The following is a 14,053-nucleotide window of genomic DNA, read 5'->3' on the forward strand; positions in this document are numbered from 1 at the left end:
GATGGTCGCTTTTTATGTTTTGTTAAAATTCTTTAATCACGCAGAGCCCCAACTAATTCGCTTTATACCTCGCCAAATCATTGTATATAGCACGGAATGAACTACGGATACCAAAGGTTAACATTGATGTTTTATCATTAAACTGGCTATTCTTTTCACGGCGTACCAGGCCGCCAAGCTCAAACCTTAAGTTATATTTAGGGTTGATTAAATAGGCCACTTTTCCCTCCAGGTAAACCATATTGGTGGTTAAGCCCTGCCCGGTGTAGTTGCCATATAACCTTGCCGGGTCACGATAACCTTGAAAAGGGTCTTTACCATAGTTCAGGCCATTGATATCAAGCCCGTAATGCCCATAGTCAAGCTCTCCTGAAAAATCAAACCTTTTATATGAATAGTTAAGCAGTCCAACTACTTCACGGAAATTGGCGCCCCAGGGATGTCCTATCGGCTCGCCATTTTCAGTGTAATTGATCACCGAAAAACGCTCTGAATAGGTATATGGTTTAACATTATTTGTCTCGAGCAAATAATTTAAGCCTTTAACATTAAACAGGTTAGCCCCCCTTACACCCAATTGAAATCCGTATTTATTGCGAGAGCTCCCCTTACTTGAAAAGAAGCTTGAAGACTCAAATTCGTCAAGGGAAAACTGACCATAAGCGGTGATGCCATCAGTTAGCTTATATTTAGCTGTAAACCCTATCAAAGCATTATCGGGTGAGCCATTTGAAGCTTCAACAGGCCTTAAAAATATCACTGGGTTGATGTAAGTAAAATCAAACCCGCGTTTATGCCCTAAATCATCCTTAGCAGCCCATATCACCGCATCAAAGAAACCCAGTGATAACCGGTTAGATACGTTCCAGTCTAAATAGTGAAATACACCAAATTTTTTCCTGTCCCCGTTATCTACTTTTATCGAAAGCGGGTCATCAAAATAAGTCCACATTGCCATATAACGTACATTGCCCAGCGTAGCCGTTAGCTTGAAAAATGGATATGGTGACGCATAATCAGATAATAATAATGACCGGTAGCCATCGCCAACAAAGGTTTTATCGCGCCCCGCGCTGATGTTCAAAAACTTTATCGGTGTATACGAAACGTTAGCCGTGATATATGACCAGCGGTACTCATTGCCGTAAATACCAGCGTACGCCTGCCCTGGGGCTATGCCAACCTGGTTAACGTAGGTTTGTAAATAATTAGGTAATACCGCGCGGTTTTCATATCCGGCCACATTATACGAAAAGTTTTTTCCGAAGGTACCGCCCAACTGGATCCCAAGTGTACCAAAATTGGTGTTCTTTTTCCCTGAGAAATCACGGCTTAGATTAAAGTCGGGTAATAGATCGGCATAGAAGGTGGAGTTGCTGCTCTTAACATCAATCTGATGTTCATTAAAAAAACGCCCTTTAAGATCGTTTAAGTTCATCAATGAGTCATAGTGAACTTTCAAAAGTGAGTCATCAACCATAAATGGTTTTAATGAACTATGTACCCTTGTTTTGGTTGAATAAACATCCTCATTTAGTTTCTGGTAAAACTGGTAGTTATAAGGTTGGTATATTGACTGGGCCTTCGCAAACCCGCTTATCAAAAGCAGTAAGATAATGCTTGTAAATATTCTCTTCATATAATGGTTTATATGGTTTTATACTTGGTTATTCAAAATAATTAGGTGTGCTAAACCCGCCTTTTTTCAGATATTCGTCTTTTTTTACCAATTGCAGATCTGCCAGTACCATATCGGTCACCAATGCCTGCATGTCATATTTTGGTTTCCAGCCGAGCTTGTTATAAGCTTTGGCAGCATCTCCAATTAACAGATCAACCTCTGTCGGCCTGAAATACCTGGGATCAACTTTTACAACAGTTTGCCCAAACCTCAAAACCGCCAGGTTCAATCCAAGCGCGACGGCCCTTTCCTCATCAATATCAATAATCACCCCACGCTCGTTCTCATCCTTTCCGCTAAATTCAACTTCGATACCCAACTCCATGAAAGCCATCCTGATAAAATCGCGGACGGTGGTTGTTACGCCGGTTGCTATTACAAAGTCTTCGGCCCTTTCCTGCTGCAGCATCAGCCACATCGCCTCTATATAATCTTTGGCATGCCCCCAATCGCGCTGCGCCGAAAGGTTGCCTACATACAAACAGTTTTGCGAGCCAAGGGCTATTTTTGATGCTGCCCGGGTAATTTTCCGGGTAACGAAAGTTTCGCCCCTTACCGGGCTTTCATGGTTAAACAAAATCCCGTTGCAGGCATACATGCCATATGCTTCGCGATAATTAACTACAATCCAGTAGCCATATAGTTTTGCCACCGCGTAAGGTGAGCGTGGATAAAAGGGCGTGGTTTCACTTTGGGGCACAGCCTGCACCAAACCATACAGCTCGGATGTGGAAGCCTGGTAGATGCGTGTTTTTTTGGTGAGATCAAGAAGCCTTACAGCTTCAAGAATACGGAGTACACCAACACCATCGGCATTGGCAGTATATTCGGGAGTTTCAAAGCTCACTTTTACATGACTTTGTGCTGCCAGGTTATAAATTTCATCGGGCTGAACTTCCTGTATAAGCCTGATCAGATTTGTTGAATCGGTGAGGTCGCCATAATGCAGGCTGAATTTAACACCAGACTCATGTGGGTCATGGTATAAATGATCTATCCTGTCGGTATTTAATAAGGATGAGCGGCGTTTAACCCCATGTACCTCGTAGCCCTTCTTCAGCAAAAACTCTGCTAAATAAGCGCCATCCTGACCCGTTATGCCTGTTATTAAAGCCTTTTTCATTAATTATGACCGTAGATATATTAGGTAGTACAATAATATCCAATTTTATTGTAATTACTCCTATAACGCTCAATATATAGGTTTAGGCAAGGCGTTATACTACAGTTTAAGGAAAAAAATATCCGGCCTAAAAAGTTTTACAAAAGATTAAATTCCGGCAACGGTATCTTCCAGTTCCCGGTACCAATCTGCTCCGTATTTACGGATGAGCGGATCTTTCAAAAATTCGTGAACGCGCACTTTCAACTCATCACCAAATGAACATGCAGGGCTGCAGATACTCCAACGGTCATAGTTTAAAACATCAAACTCGGGATAAGATGTTATGCGGATAGGATATAAATGACACGATATGGGTTTTTTCCAATTAACGGCACCTTCTTCGTACGCTTTTTCAATACCGCATTTCGTAATGCCGTTTTCCCATATTACATAGGCGCATTCTTTATTGGTATCAACACAGGGCGTAGTATAATCCCCTTCAAAATCGGTTACATAAACCCCTTCCTTTTCAATGGTTTTGATTCCTTTGGCGGTAAGGTAAGGCTTTACTTTGGGATAGATCTCTTTCAGGATATCGAGTTCATCGGCATTAAGTGGCGCGCCCGAGTCTCCTTCAAGGCAGCAGGCACCCTTGCATTTATTTAAATTACATACAAAATTCTCTTTTACCACATCCTCGTGCAGTAATACATTGCCAACCTCAATCATTATCTTTTTTTAAATCAATCTTTTATAGGGTTCAAAGGATATTTAAGTCCTGCAGCCGATTTCAGGTCCATTGTTACGCTGCCTATCAGCACTTCAACGTGGGCCTTTACCGGGATCCTGTTCTTATCGTTGGTAACCCAAAGGTACAACTTGCTGTTTTTCCGAAAAATACGCCCCGGAATAATTGCCGGGCTAAATTTAAGACAATTAAACTTACCAAGCGAACATTCAACCGTTTCAGTGCCAACATAGGTTATTTGCATACTGTGAAACCCGTCTTCCAGGAAATATTGCAGATCAAAAGTATCGCCCTGTTGCAGCTTTGAAACATCAATGGCCCGCGCAAAATAATAAGCCGATACAAAATCAAAGGATTCGCCTTTATACCCGAATGTTCCTTTATTTGCGGTTACCTTCTTGTCTTTCTGATCGAACGTAACATTGTCGGTATGCCTGTACTTACCTTCGCGCCTGTTTTCAGTATAAAAATAGGGCATCAACGTTGTTTGATCTACATATGATTCATAACGGTTGCGTACCTTGTAAAAAAGGTCGAAAGAGCCGGCGGTTTTGCCTTCGGCCACGAGATGAAATGTAGGGCGGTCATTATATTTCTTATCACTGGCCTCTACCTTTATGGTAGCTTCGGCAGCAGTAAAAAAACCGTATTTCATCTTGTAGTCCAGTTGTTCACCTGCTTTAAATATCGATTCATTGATCTTTTTCAGTTCCTGGGCAAATCCACCCTTGCAGCAGGTTATAAAAAGCAGTACAGTAAAAAAGTTTTTATTTATCAGCAGTTTCTTCATTGATTAATAGCCCTTTTTAGCCGGGGCTTGTGATATGACAACTGCTATTATAAATGGTTTAAACTTGTTTTTATTGCGCACTGCCGCTTAAATACTTAATCCTTACGCTTATAGATAGGTACTGTTGAGCAAGGCTCACCAAACATGAGGCTTTTAACCACAGCACTCAGCTTTTTAGTCAGCTCAACATAAGCAGATACCGGCACTTCGGTATCGCCGCAACCTTTCAACACAATCCGCTGCCCACGGTATTGCTCAAAATCTGCTTTGGCTATTTCCTTTTCAAAAAGTACAGTTTCCAATACCTCTTTATCCCCAAAAACAATTTCGCGGGCGTAAGGGGCCATCCGATTGGCCAGCAGCATATATGCCCAAGCTGGTACAATAGCATCGGCAGTGCAGGTGATACCTACATTTTTACTCTCGTATTGCGCCCAGTCATGTTCTTTTATAAAGTCCCTGAAATCTTTCTCGCGAAGGATCAGGCCATGGAACAGGTTATCTTTAATATCATAAATGACGCGATCGCCGGCAGGATAAAAAGAGGCCGGGTCTAAGGTAACGAGGCCGCTCTGAGCTACCTTGTTTATTATGTTTTCCTGGATATCCATATCTTTTATATGAAAGCTAAAAGCTGAAGGCATAAAGCCTAAAGCCGCTGAGCTTGATTATCAATATTTTTATAAGCAGCTGAAAGCAGAACGCACAAAGTTTAAAGCTAATACTACTTAACTGCCCTATATAAAAGCCCGTATATAAACAAAAAATCCGGGAACGGCTTAACGCTGATCCCGGATGCAAATTTACTTTAAATTTTGTTTAGAAGAATTTAGCCCTGTTATCTTTTACAATTGCATTATCTTTTAATGCATCCAGCACCTGGCCTTGTGAACGTTGCAAAAGCGCCTGGTTAATTTGTTCTTTTTGTTTAATAGCGTTGGTTAGTGCCGGCGGGTTAGTGAAACCATTAACCACATATACATAAACACCTTGGGCACCATCAACAGGCTTTGAAATTTTGTTGATTGCCGAACCAAAGATTGAACCGATAACTTTATATTCTGCCGATTGACCTGGAATAATAGGATTGGCAAATACAATGTTTTCAACCGGAACTACCTTGCTGCCTACTTTTTGGGCAACCTGGTCAATTGAAGTACCGCTGCTAAGGGCTGTGTCAAATTTCTCTTTCAATTGTTTAGCTTTAACCTCATTACGTACCATTGGCTCAATTTGCTTTTTAACAGCCTCAAGAGATAACGTACCTTTAGGTTTAATTTCAGTAAGGCGGCTTACTATATACTGGTCGCCTACGGTAAATACTTTATCAGTAATATCGCCTTTTTCGGCTTTGTAAGCCCATCTAACCACGTCACGCGCGTTATCCAGGCCAGGAAGACCAGAAGCTATCGCGGTAACATCTTCGGCGGTACGGGGTTTCAAACCTTCTTTTTTTGCTTCTGCCTCAAAATTATCAGGTGTTAATGAAGCTAAGAATGCCTGGGCTTTGCTGTAAGCTACTGTTTGGGTTTTGCTGCTTGCAGTTAACGGCTTATCAACTACACCAACTTTAACCAGTTTAACAGAACCTTTTTGATCTTCAACCTGGATAACGTGGTAGCCAAATTGTGATTTTACAACAAGAATATCGCCTTTATTTGCTTTATAAGCAGCATTGTAATATTCAGGAACTAAATTGCCCTGACCGCCCATTGAGCCATTGGCGTCAAATGAAGGAATTTCACCGCCCTTTACTGCGCTGCCTTTATCGGCAGAGAAAGCTGTTGCAAGTTCAGCAAATGATTTACCGCCCTGGATTAATTTTTTAATTGAATCGGCTTTAGCTTTAGCTTTTTCTTCACCGCCTGCAGATGCAAGGTCGATCAGGATATGCCTGGTTTTAACCGAATCGAAAGTGGTTTTGGTATCAACCAGCTTAGCTATTTTGTAGCTGCCGTTTTCAAGGTAAGGACCATAAACAAAACCTTTAGCCGCGCTAAACATGGCAGTATCCAGTTTAGGATCAAGGCTGCCTTTACGCTGGTAAGCCAAAGGCGCTTTGGTTTCGGCATTGATCTGCACAAAAAGCGAATCGTTAGGCGTAGTTTTGAATTCATTGGCTAACTTATCAGCTTGTTGTTTAACTGCCGCCGAGTCTTCTTTCGAAGGAGCTGCGTTAAAACTAACGTATTCAAAATTCCTTAACTCCTGCGGAGTTTTAAATGAAGCTTTGTGTGCATCATAATATGCGCTGTAATCAGCATCGGTTAAAGTAACTTTAGCATCAGGAATTGAAGCATAATCAAGCGATACATATTTAAAGTTAGCCAGCTTGTTTTTTGCTTCGTAATCATCTGTAGCTTCAAGCGAGTTTACATACAGGCCGTTGGTAACCAAAGTCATATATTTGGTAGCTTTTTTAGCTTCTATCAGGTCGATCACAAAATCGCTCCAGGCTTTTTTCTGAGCAGGGTCGGCTTTGCCTGATTGCAGGTAGGCTTTGAACTGATCATACCTGCTACGATCAAACTGACCGGTTTGCTGATCGGCAAACTGGCGGGCTATCTGCGGGTCGGGATTGTTATCACCGATCATTACGTTCATTTCATCATCACCAACAGTAAGGCCAAGTTTTTCAATTTCTTTGCCTATCAGCAACTGGCTTAAATACTGGTTCCAGGTAGTTTCCTGCAAATAGCTTGCTATTTGCGGAGAGATACTTTGTCCCTGTTGTTTAAACTGTGCAGAGTTTTGCTCCAGCTTTTCGTTGAATTTGTCATAGGGCACTTTTTCGCCGTTAACAACGGCAAGCTCGTTACTATCGTCCCTGAAAAAGGAACCGCCCGATCTTACAACTTCGCTCACAATAAATGCAAGCAGCGCGAAACCAATAAAGAATGCGAGAATCTTCCCCATCCTTTCGCGCAAAAAACCCATTATACCCATATTACATTTATAATTATTCTATTCTTTTTAAGAGGGCGCAAGATACAATTTTTAACAAAATTCTATAACACAAAATTTTCGTTAAAAAAAGTCATTATTGTGTCGCTTTTTCATCAACATGAAACAGCCCGGTGCTGCTTTTAAAGGTAGGGTTTAAAAGCTTATCATCACTTTCAAAGGTATTGCCGTTCATAACATTACCGCCGCTAAGTGTGGCCTGAACAGGTTTATTAGAGTAAACCCGCTTGGTTACCTGGTCCCAAAATAATTCGTTTGATTTAAAGGTTTCGCCTTTGGCGTTGGTGGCAACTACGTTGCCATGAAACTCAATCAGCTTTTCCTGCTCACGCTGAATGCCGGTATCTGCAATGATATCGCCTGCAAACTGACCAGTTCCCCGATCATAGTAGTCGATCTTTACGCCTTTAGGCATAATTTTATAAGGTTTCTTGATCTGGTATTCGACCATCAACGGTGCAGTAAGATGGATCTCCACTTTGGCCGAATCGCTCATGATCAGATCAAGCCCTGTAGTGCGCTGGGCTACAGTATCAACCTCATTAGCTGAAATTTCCCTAACCTTTTTCAGGTCATTTTCGCACGAAGACAGGAAAGCCGCCATTGGCAACAGTAACAGGCATAATGCCGGTATGTTAACAGCTGGGCGGCTCATGACAACAAATTAGTCGAATTTATACTTGGTAAACCACTTATCGTTAAGAGTAAAGCCAAGGTGAATATTAACGTAGTTTTCTTTAACCAAACCGTTAACCAACGAACCGCGCTGACCTATTTCTGCCGCGATATTAATTTTATAGTAACTGCCGTTATTTGAGCGCAAAGGCAAGCCAACACCTACAGTACCGGCATAACGCTTAATAGTAGTACCGTTAATGTGCATGTAAGTTTGATCGTATATAGCTCCTATGCGGTAATCAACAGTGGCAAGGTAGTTTCTGATGGTTGATATGTTTGGGGTATATGAACCACCAATATTGAAAGTTTTGCTATCCTGTAAACCCTGATTTACGCCGGCAATTGACAAGTCGGACCATTTGCCCATAGAGTAATCTGCACCAACCAAAAATTTACCATCACTTTGGAAAGAGATCCCGAATCTGTTGATCTGCGGTAATTTTAATTTTGATTTAGGCCCGGTTGTGCTAACCACGCTATCGGCAGCTATGTCCTGGTTTCCGTTTGCATCGTTAAAGTACTGGCTAACAATAAAGCTGCTTTGCGTGTGCAGTTTTGTACCTGCAGATGCCGAATAGCCAAATACAAGGTGCTTGGTTTCAGACAAATCAAATGAATACTGCAAGCCGTAATCATAGTTGATACCACCAATGGCATTGCTCGATTCAATTTTTGAGTTGATGGCACCTGCCAGACCAGGAATTTCGGTAGTAGCGATATCTTTAATATTACCAAATATGTACGATACGTTTGCACCTAATAACAAATGCTTACCGATGCCAAAACCATATCCCAAATATGCTTTTGATAAACTACCATCGCCGCTGTAACTGTAATTTGTTACGTTGGTATCGGCAGGAGAACCCGAGGTTCCTAATTTATTCACCGTTTTTTTAAAATTATAGCCGCGCTCACTGTATGGCAATAAACCAAAACTCAATGCCGAACGTTTTGAAGTAGGGATGGCGAACGCGATGTGGTTAAGCCTGAAATTGCTGTTTTTTTGGCTTGCCGAACCGGTTTGCGACAGATTTAAAAAATTTGCATATAAGCCAACATCAATGGTTGTAAGATTAATGGCACCGTATGAAGCCGGATTTATTACGTTGATATTGTTAAAAAGGCTTATCCTGTTTGTAGCTACAGCTATACCGCCCATACCTATGTTTTGGCCCATCAGTTGAGGATCAATATCACCAATACCGTAACGTGAATATGGAGAGCTTGAAGTTGCCGTTGATTGCGCATGTGCTGAAAAAGCGGCAACAGCCAATAAAAGTGTTATAAAAAACCGGGTATATTTAATCATTATGCTTTTGTATAGCTGCGTTTAATCCTTTTAAAACCAAATATGGTTCAATTTTTATGTAGCGGGCAAAGATGCTATTTTTCAATAGAGTATCAAAAAAAATGCTGTCGCCCCCGCTTAGTATAATGTTCAGTTGCCCCTCGCCGGTTTTATAACTTTCAATAAAACCGGTAAGCTCATATTTTATTCCGTTTTGTACTCCCGAACGGATGGCTGTGGTTGTATTGTTTCCGTATGGCGTATCAAAACCGGCATCGGGTTCAATAAGCGGCAAACCTGCCGTATAATTGTTCAAAGCCTTATAACGCATATTTAAGCCCGGCGATATGCTGCCGCCAAAATAATTTCCTGCGGTGTCAACACCATCATAAGTAATGGCTGTACCCCCGGTTATTATCAGGCTATTTTGCCCCGGGAACATATGATATGCTCCAATAACAGCTGCCAGCCTGTCGGGCCCGAGGGTTTCAGGGGTTAAATAATGGTTATTTATTCCGCTTGTCATTAAAGTATTGAAATGCGTCAGCGAAATTTTTTGCCCCAGCCCGGCCTGCCATGTTTCTGTATTTTTTTTTACCGACGACATGATTGCCTTAACAGGATGGTATTTGTTAAGCAAAGCATCCAGTACCGGCATATCAATGGTTGCATATTGGCTAACCTCAAGTATTTCATCCAGTTTAAAAACCGCGATTTTGATGAGCGTATTACCAATATCGATAACCAGGCTGGTCATCAGGCCCTAACTATTGATAATATTGATTCAAAAATAGCTAAACCATCTTCATTGGCTAACAAGGCGTCGGCAGCACGCTCCGGGTGTGGCATTAAGCCAAATACATTCCTACCTAAGTTTGTAACACCTGCAATATTTTCCAATGATCCGTTAGGATTTGCATCAGCAGTAATATTGCCGGCCTCATCGCAGTACCTGAACATTACCTGGTCGTTATCGTTAAGGGCTTTGATCACATCTGCATCAGCAAAATAATTACCTTCACCATGTGCTATCGGGATCCTTAAGGGTTGCTGCGGATCAAGCTGAGCGGTAAGTAATGATTGAGTTGTTTGCGGTTTTAAGTAAATGTTGCGGCAAATAAATTTGCGATTGGTGTTGTGCAATAGCGCACCTGGCAACAAACCGGCCTCAGTCAATATCTGGAAGCCATTGCAAATACCCATTACATAACCACCTTTGGCTGCAAACTGGATAACCTCCTGCATAATTGGCGAAAAACGGGAAATAGCGCCCGAACGCAGGTAATCACCAAATGAAAAACCACCGGGCAAAACAACAAAGTCAACACCCTGCAGGTCATGATCTTTATGCCATAACCTTACCACTTGCTGACCCATCACTTTCTCTAATACATATATGATATCCTCATCACAATTAGAACCGGGAAATATAACTACTCCAAACTTCATCAGAATTATTTTTTAAATTGAGGTTGAACCTAAATAGCTTATTATATAGTTTCAGGCTACAAAACTAACATAACCGCCGAAATAAGGACGAATGTAAAAGTTAAAATTTGTTAAACTGAAAGTAAATGATGCTGATAAACAACAACAAATACAGTATTTCATAAAACCAGCGCTTGGTTGCATACAAAAAATAATAGGCAAAAAACACCGTTACCGGTACTGCACAAAGCAAAAAATGGCTCAGGCGAAATTCCGAATTGAGATAAAATGAAAGTGCTGTGATCAGAAAAATAAAAAACAAAAGCTGGAATGTTTTACGAATCTGCACGTAACTTTTAAAGAAATTTTGCTGCAGCTTAAAAAAACATAGCACTAATATTACAATTACCGGCACCAGCAGCAGGTAGTTATAGGAGTTAATGCTGATATGATCGGGAAATTTTTTGCCTAAGGGCGACCAGATATGGCTAAACCGGGGCAGCATATCATTCATAAAATAAATAACCGCAAGGAAAAAGAACACGGTTACATACCCTAATATCGAAATAACCCATTCGCGCCAGTTAAACGGCCTGAATATCATAAGCGCTATCCATATAACTAGGAACAAATAAATAAACGGAAAATAAACAAGCGATCCCACCGCCACGATCAACCCCAAATCATAAGTTGTTGACTTAACATCCTCCCCCTTATACAGGTTGAATAATTTAAACAACATCCAGATGAGTAAGAAATTACATAAAAGCGGGGCACTTAAAGTTAAAAAGGGCGTAAACAAGCCCGAAAGCGTGATATACATCAGCGCCGGCAAAAAGGTTGGCTTGCCTAATAAATTATGATGATTAATTAACGAATTAAGCAATAAAGCCTGGATAAATACAAGCCCGCCGGCCAGTATCACATTAAGCAACGGCGAAAACGCGTATTCATATTTTACGGGTACCAGCAGCCGTGCAAAGGGTTCCACAAAAATAAACTCAACCTTTTCGGGAACCTGCACCATGAAACCTATCCGGAGCACGAACAGCAAAATAGCCAGCCATATAATATTAAGGGGATTATAGTTCCTGAAAAGATTGATCATATGCGCGGCCGTGTTTGCGGTTGCAAAATTAGCAGAAAAACCGCTTAAGTTGCAATGCTTTACTACCTTGTATACTGCTTTACCAGTTTATCAACAATAGCGGCGGTTTCATCCGGAAAATCAACTACAATCTTTTTACTGTCGTTGATCCAGTGGTTTAAATGGCCATTAAACTTATCATTTATTTCGCTCACCACCGGAACACCCAACCTGGAGGCCGAAAGCGCGTTACACTGCTGTTCGTATTGCCCTTTCATGGGTATCATCATCACCTTTTTCTGTAAAAACAGGGCCTCGGCGGGGCCTTCAAAACCGCCCCCGGTAAGCAAACCTGTACAGCTTGCCAGGCTTTTGTTAAAAGCTTCATTATTTATGGGGAAGATCTCCACATTTCCTGATTTGTAGGCTTGCTTTTGCCGTTTTGAAAACACCTGCCATTTAACCTCTTTTTCGGCACTTAAATATTTAAGCAGGGTTTTGTCATCATAGGCCGGCAGGTAAACTGCATAATGGCCCAGGTCGGAGGTTTCCATCTGCCTGATCTCGCTCCGGATTACAGGGGTATTGATAAAAGTATCATAGCGCTCAAAATGGAAACCTACATGATAGGTAGTAGGCGAATAGTTTTTTAAAAGCCATTGTGCAAAAGGGTCTTTTCTTTCGGGACGTGGTGTTTTGGGCGATACAAACGAACACTGGTGACTTAAAGATACCGACGGTACACCCCGTAATTTACAAGCCCAGGCACTTACAGGTTCAAAATCATTGATGATAAGGTCATATTGTTTCAGGGGAAGGCTCCGCAGATCGCGCTGAAACTGGCGCAGGTTCATGATTTTCCAGGTAGCCCAGTTATCTACGCCGCCATTGGTACCAAATACAAAGCTTACACCATGAAAGCGATATTTCAGGGGTTGTGATAATGATACTTCGGCTTCGGTGCCGCTCACCAGCAGGTCAAGCTCGCCGTATTGTTGCAGCAAGGGCACGATTTCCCTTGCCCGGCTTATATGTCCGTTACCTGTTCCCTGTATACCAAACAGTATCTTCATTAAAATAAATTATTTTCAAATAGGATGATGATTATGCTGCGCAGATGCAACGGATGCACTGATTTATCCGCAACAATATTCAGGGGCTTAATTTAGTAAAGAAAAATGTTTTCGGTAAGTAATTTAATCGTGTTCGTGTTTAAAGCGCTCCAACAAGTTTTTAACATCGAGCATAGCGTTCAGATCTTCTGAATCAGTTTTGTCTTCTTCATCAGCATCTGTATTGAAATCATCCGGCTTGTATTTAAACACTTCCCATTTGCCATTGTGATATTCAAGAGCGCTTAAACTTTCTACCCAATCGCCCGAGTTGAGGTAAAGTACCGAGCCTGTATTTTGTGTAGACGTAATTTCCCTGATTTCGGCATGGTGAATATGACCGCAGATCACGTATCCGTATTGTTTATCGACAGCCAGATCGGCCGCGGTTTGCTCAAATTGGTTAATGAATTTTACCGCCTCCTTAAAACTGGCTTTCACCTTTTGCGAAAAGCTCATTTTTTGCCTGCCAATAGCGGTAAGGAACCAGTTCACAAAACTGTTGATCAAAATCAATGTGTCATAACCAACCGCCCCGAGTTTAGCCAGCCATTTGGAGTGCTGCATGGTAACGTCAAACACATCGCCATGAAAGATCCAGGCTTTTTTGCCATCGATATTTAACACGAGCTTATCAAGCAGCTGAAAAGTGCCCATGTTAAAATCGGTAAACTTGCGCAGCATTTCGTCATGGTTGCCGGTTAAATAATAAACCGGGATGCCATCGGTAACAAACTTCAGGATGCGGCGCACCACTTTCATGTGCGCTTCGGGCCAGTATGATTTACTAAATTGCCAAATATCAATAATATCGCCGTTAAGGATAAGGATTTTGGGCTTGATGCTTTTTAAATATTTAAGCAACTCTTTTGCGTGACAGCCGTAAGTACCAAGGTGCACATCAGATATTACCACAATATCAACTTCGCGTTTTGCCATTAAATTAAGGGGGCTATTTTACAGGCCGGCAAGATATGCCGGGAAACAACATTTTCATTAATAAAGCAACGATTACTCGTCGTCCTCATCTTCGTTAACAGTCAATTCATATGGACTTGCATAGAAGCAGCCGACCAAGATCAGCAACCCTATAACTACCAAATAAGCATACTCAAAATTCATCACAAAGATTTTTACAAATGTCTGAAATTTAACATTATCCTACTGTTAAG

Annotated in this window: 13 protein-coding genes; all 13 read right to left on the reverse strand. The window is 41.5% G+C overall.

Going from position 1 to position 14,053, the window contains the following annotated elements:
• Window positions 1–52: 52 nt before the first annotated feature.
• Complete coding sequence (locus J3L18_RS20045; protein WP_129571819.1) at window positions 53–1,639, reverse strand: gliding motility protein RemB; 1,587 nt, start codon at window positions 1,637–1,639, stop codon at window positions 53–55.
• Between the two features lie 28 nt (window positions 1,640–1,667).
• The gene (gene gmd / locus J3L18_RS20050; protein ID WP_129571820.1) at window positions 1,668–2,804 is read right to left on the reverse strand and encodes a GDP-mannose 4,6-dehydratase; all 1,137 of its coding nucleotides are present in this window, start codon (window positions 2,802–2,804) and stop codon (window positions 1,668–1,670) included.
• Window positions 2,805–2,951: 147 nt separating this feature from the next.
• Window positions 2,952–3,515 carry a DUF3109 family protein gene (locus tag J3L18_RS20055; RefSeq protein ID WP_090534958.1) on the reverse strand — a complete coding sequence of 188 codons (564 nt, stop codon included), beginning with the start codon at window positions 3,513–3,515 and terminating at the stop codon, window positions 2,952–2,954.
• Between the two features lie 14 nt (window positions 3,516–3,529).
• Window positions 3,530–4,324, reverse strand: coding sequence for a DUF3108 domain-containing protein (locus J3L18_RS20060; RefSeq protein ID WP_129571821.1), 795 nt, complete (start codon window positions 4,322–4,324; stop codon window positions 3,530–3,532).
• A gap of 95 nt (window positions 4,325–4,419) precedes the next feature.
• Window positions 4,420–4,935, reverse strand: a complete 516-nt coding sequence (locus tag J3L18_RS20065) for a DUF2480 family protein (RefSeq protein WP_129571822.1) — start codon at window positions 4,933–4,935, stop codon at window positions 4,420–4,422.
• Window positions 4,936–5,143: 208 nt separating this feature from the next.
• Window positions 5,144–7,270: a peptidylprolyl isomerase gene (locus tag J3L18_RS20070; protein ID WP_129571823.1), complete on the reverse strand. Its 2,127-nt coding sequence runs from the start codon at window positions 7,268–7,270 to the stop codon at window positions 5,144–5,146.
• Window positions 7,271–7,364: 94 nt separating this feature from the next.
• The gene (gene lptC / locus J3L18_RS20075) at window positions 7,365–7,943 is read right to left on the reverse strand and encodes an LPS export ABC transporter periplasmic protein LptC (RefSeq protein WP_091174560.1); all 579 of its coding nucleotides are present in this window, start codon (window positions 7,941–7,943) and stop codon (window positions 7,365–7,367) included.
• Between the two features lie 9 nt (window positions 7,944–7,952).
• On the reverse strand, window positions 7,953–9,275 hold the full coding sequence (bamG, locus tag J3L18_RS20080) for a BamG family beta-barrel-assembly machinery protein (protein WP_091174558.1): 1,323 nt from the start codon (window positions 9,273–9,275) through the stop codon (window positions 7,953–7,955).
• On the reverse strand, window positions 9,268–10,011 hold the full coding sequence (locus tag J3L18_RS20085; protein WP_129571824.1) for a type III pantothenate kinase: 744 nt from the start codon (window positions 10,009–10,011) through the stop codon (window positions 9,268–9,270). The genes bamG and J3L18_RS20085 overlap by 8 nt, the downstream gene beginning before the upstream one ends.
• Window positions 10,011–10,703 carry a phosphoribosylformylglycinamidine synthase subunit PurQ gene (gene purQ, locus J3L18_RS20090; RefSeq protein WP_129571825.1) on the reverse strand — a complete coding sequence of 231 codons (693 nt, stop codon included), beginning with the start codon at window positions 10,701–10,703 and terminating at the stop codon, window positions 10,011–10,013. Before purQ ends, J3L18_RS20085 begins: the two co-directional genes overlap by 1 nt.
• Window positions 10,704–10,803: 100 nt before the next feature.
• Complete coding sequence (locus J3L18_RS20095) at window positions 10,804–11,790, reverse strand: DUF6427 family protein (protein ID WP_090534947.1); 987 nt, start codon at window positions 11,788–11,790, stop codon at window positions 10,804–10,806.
• A 62-nt stretch (window positions 11,791–11,852) separates the two neighbouring features.
• Window positions 11,853–12,842, reverse strand: a complete 990-nt coding sequence (locus J3L18_RS20100; protein WP_129571826.1) for a glycosyltransferase family protein — start codon at window positions 12,840–12,842, stop codon at window positions 11,853–11,855.
• A gap of 123 nt (window positions 12,843–12,965) precedes the next feature.
• Complete coding sequence (locus J3L18_RS20105) at window positions 12,966–13,820, reverse strand: UDP-2,3-diacylglucosamine diphosphatase (protein WP_091174545.1); 855 nt, start codon at window positions 13,818–13,820, stop codon at window positions 12,966–12,968.
• Between the last annotated feature and the right edge of the window lie 233 nt (window positions 13,821–14,053).

The sequence above is a fragment of the Mucilaginibacter gossypii genome (genome assembly GCF_017569325.2).
Classification (GTDB): Bacteria; Bacteroidota; Bacteroidia; order Sphingobacteriales; family Sphingobacteriaceae; genus Mucilaginibacter; species Mucilaginibacter gossypii.

Excerpts from the sequence above, each read along its gene's own strand:
- J3L18_RS20060 (WP_129571821.1), bottom strand. The coding sequence starts at position 4,324 with ATGAAGAAACTGCTGATAAATAAAAACTTTTTTACTGTACTGCTTTTT.
- lptC (WP_091174560.1), bottom strand. The coding sequence starts at position 7,943 with ATGAGCCGCCCAGCTGTTAACATACCGGCATTATGCCTGTTACTGTTG.
- J3L18_RS20085 (WP_129571824.1), bottom strand. The coding sequence starts at position 10,011 with ATGACCAGCCTGGTTATCGATATTGGTAATACGCTCATCAAAATCGCG.
- bamG (WP_091174558.1), bottom strand. The coding sequence starts at position 9,275 with ATGATTAAATATACCCGGTTTTTTATAACACTTTTATTGGCTGTTGCC.
- J3L18_RS20055 (WP_090534958.1), bottom strand. The coding sequence starts at position 3,515 with ATGATTGAGGTTGGCAATGTATTACTGCACGAGGATGTGGTAAAAGAG.
- J3L18_RS20070 (WP_129571823.1), bottom strand. The coding sequence starts at position 7,270 with ATGGGTATAATGGGTTTTTTGCGCGAAAGGATGGGGAAGATTCTCGCA.
- J3L18_RS20095 (WP_090534947.1), bottom strand. The coding sequence starts at position 11,790 with ATGATCAATCTTTTCAGGAACTATAATCCCCTTAATATTATATGGCTG.
- J3L18_RS20105 (WP_091174545.1), bottom strand. The coding sequence starts at position 13,820 with ATGGCAAAACGCGAAGTTGATATTGTGGTAATATCTGATGTGCACCTT.
- gmd (WP_129571820.1), bottom strand. The coding sequence starts at position 2,804 with ATGAAAAAGGCTTTAATAACAGGCATAACGGGTCAGGATGGCGCTTAT.
- J3L18_RS20045 (WP_129571819.1), bottom strand. The coding sequence starts at position 1,639 with ATGAAGAGAATATTTACAAGCATTATCTTACTGCTTTTGATAAGCGGG.
- J3L18_RS20100 (WP_129571826.1), bottom strand. The coding sequence starts at position 12,842 with ATGAAGATACTGTTTGGTATACAGGGAACAGGTAACGGACATATAAGC.
- J3L18_RS20065 (WP_129571822.1), bottom strand. The coding sequence starts at position 4,935 with ATGGATATCCAGGAAAACATAATAAACAAGGTAGCTCAGAGCGGCCTC.
- purQ (WP_129571825.1), bottom strand. The coding sequence starts at position 10,703 with ATGAAGTTTGGAGTAGTTATATTTCCCGGTTCTAATTGTGATGAGGAT.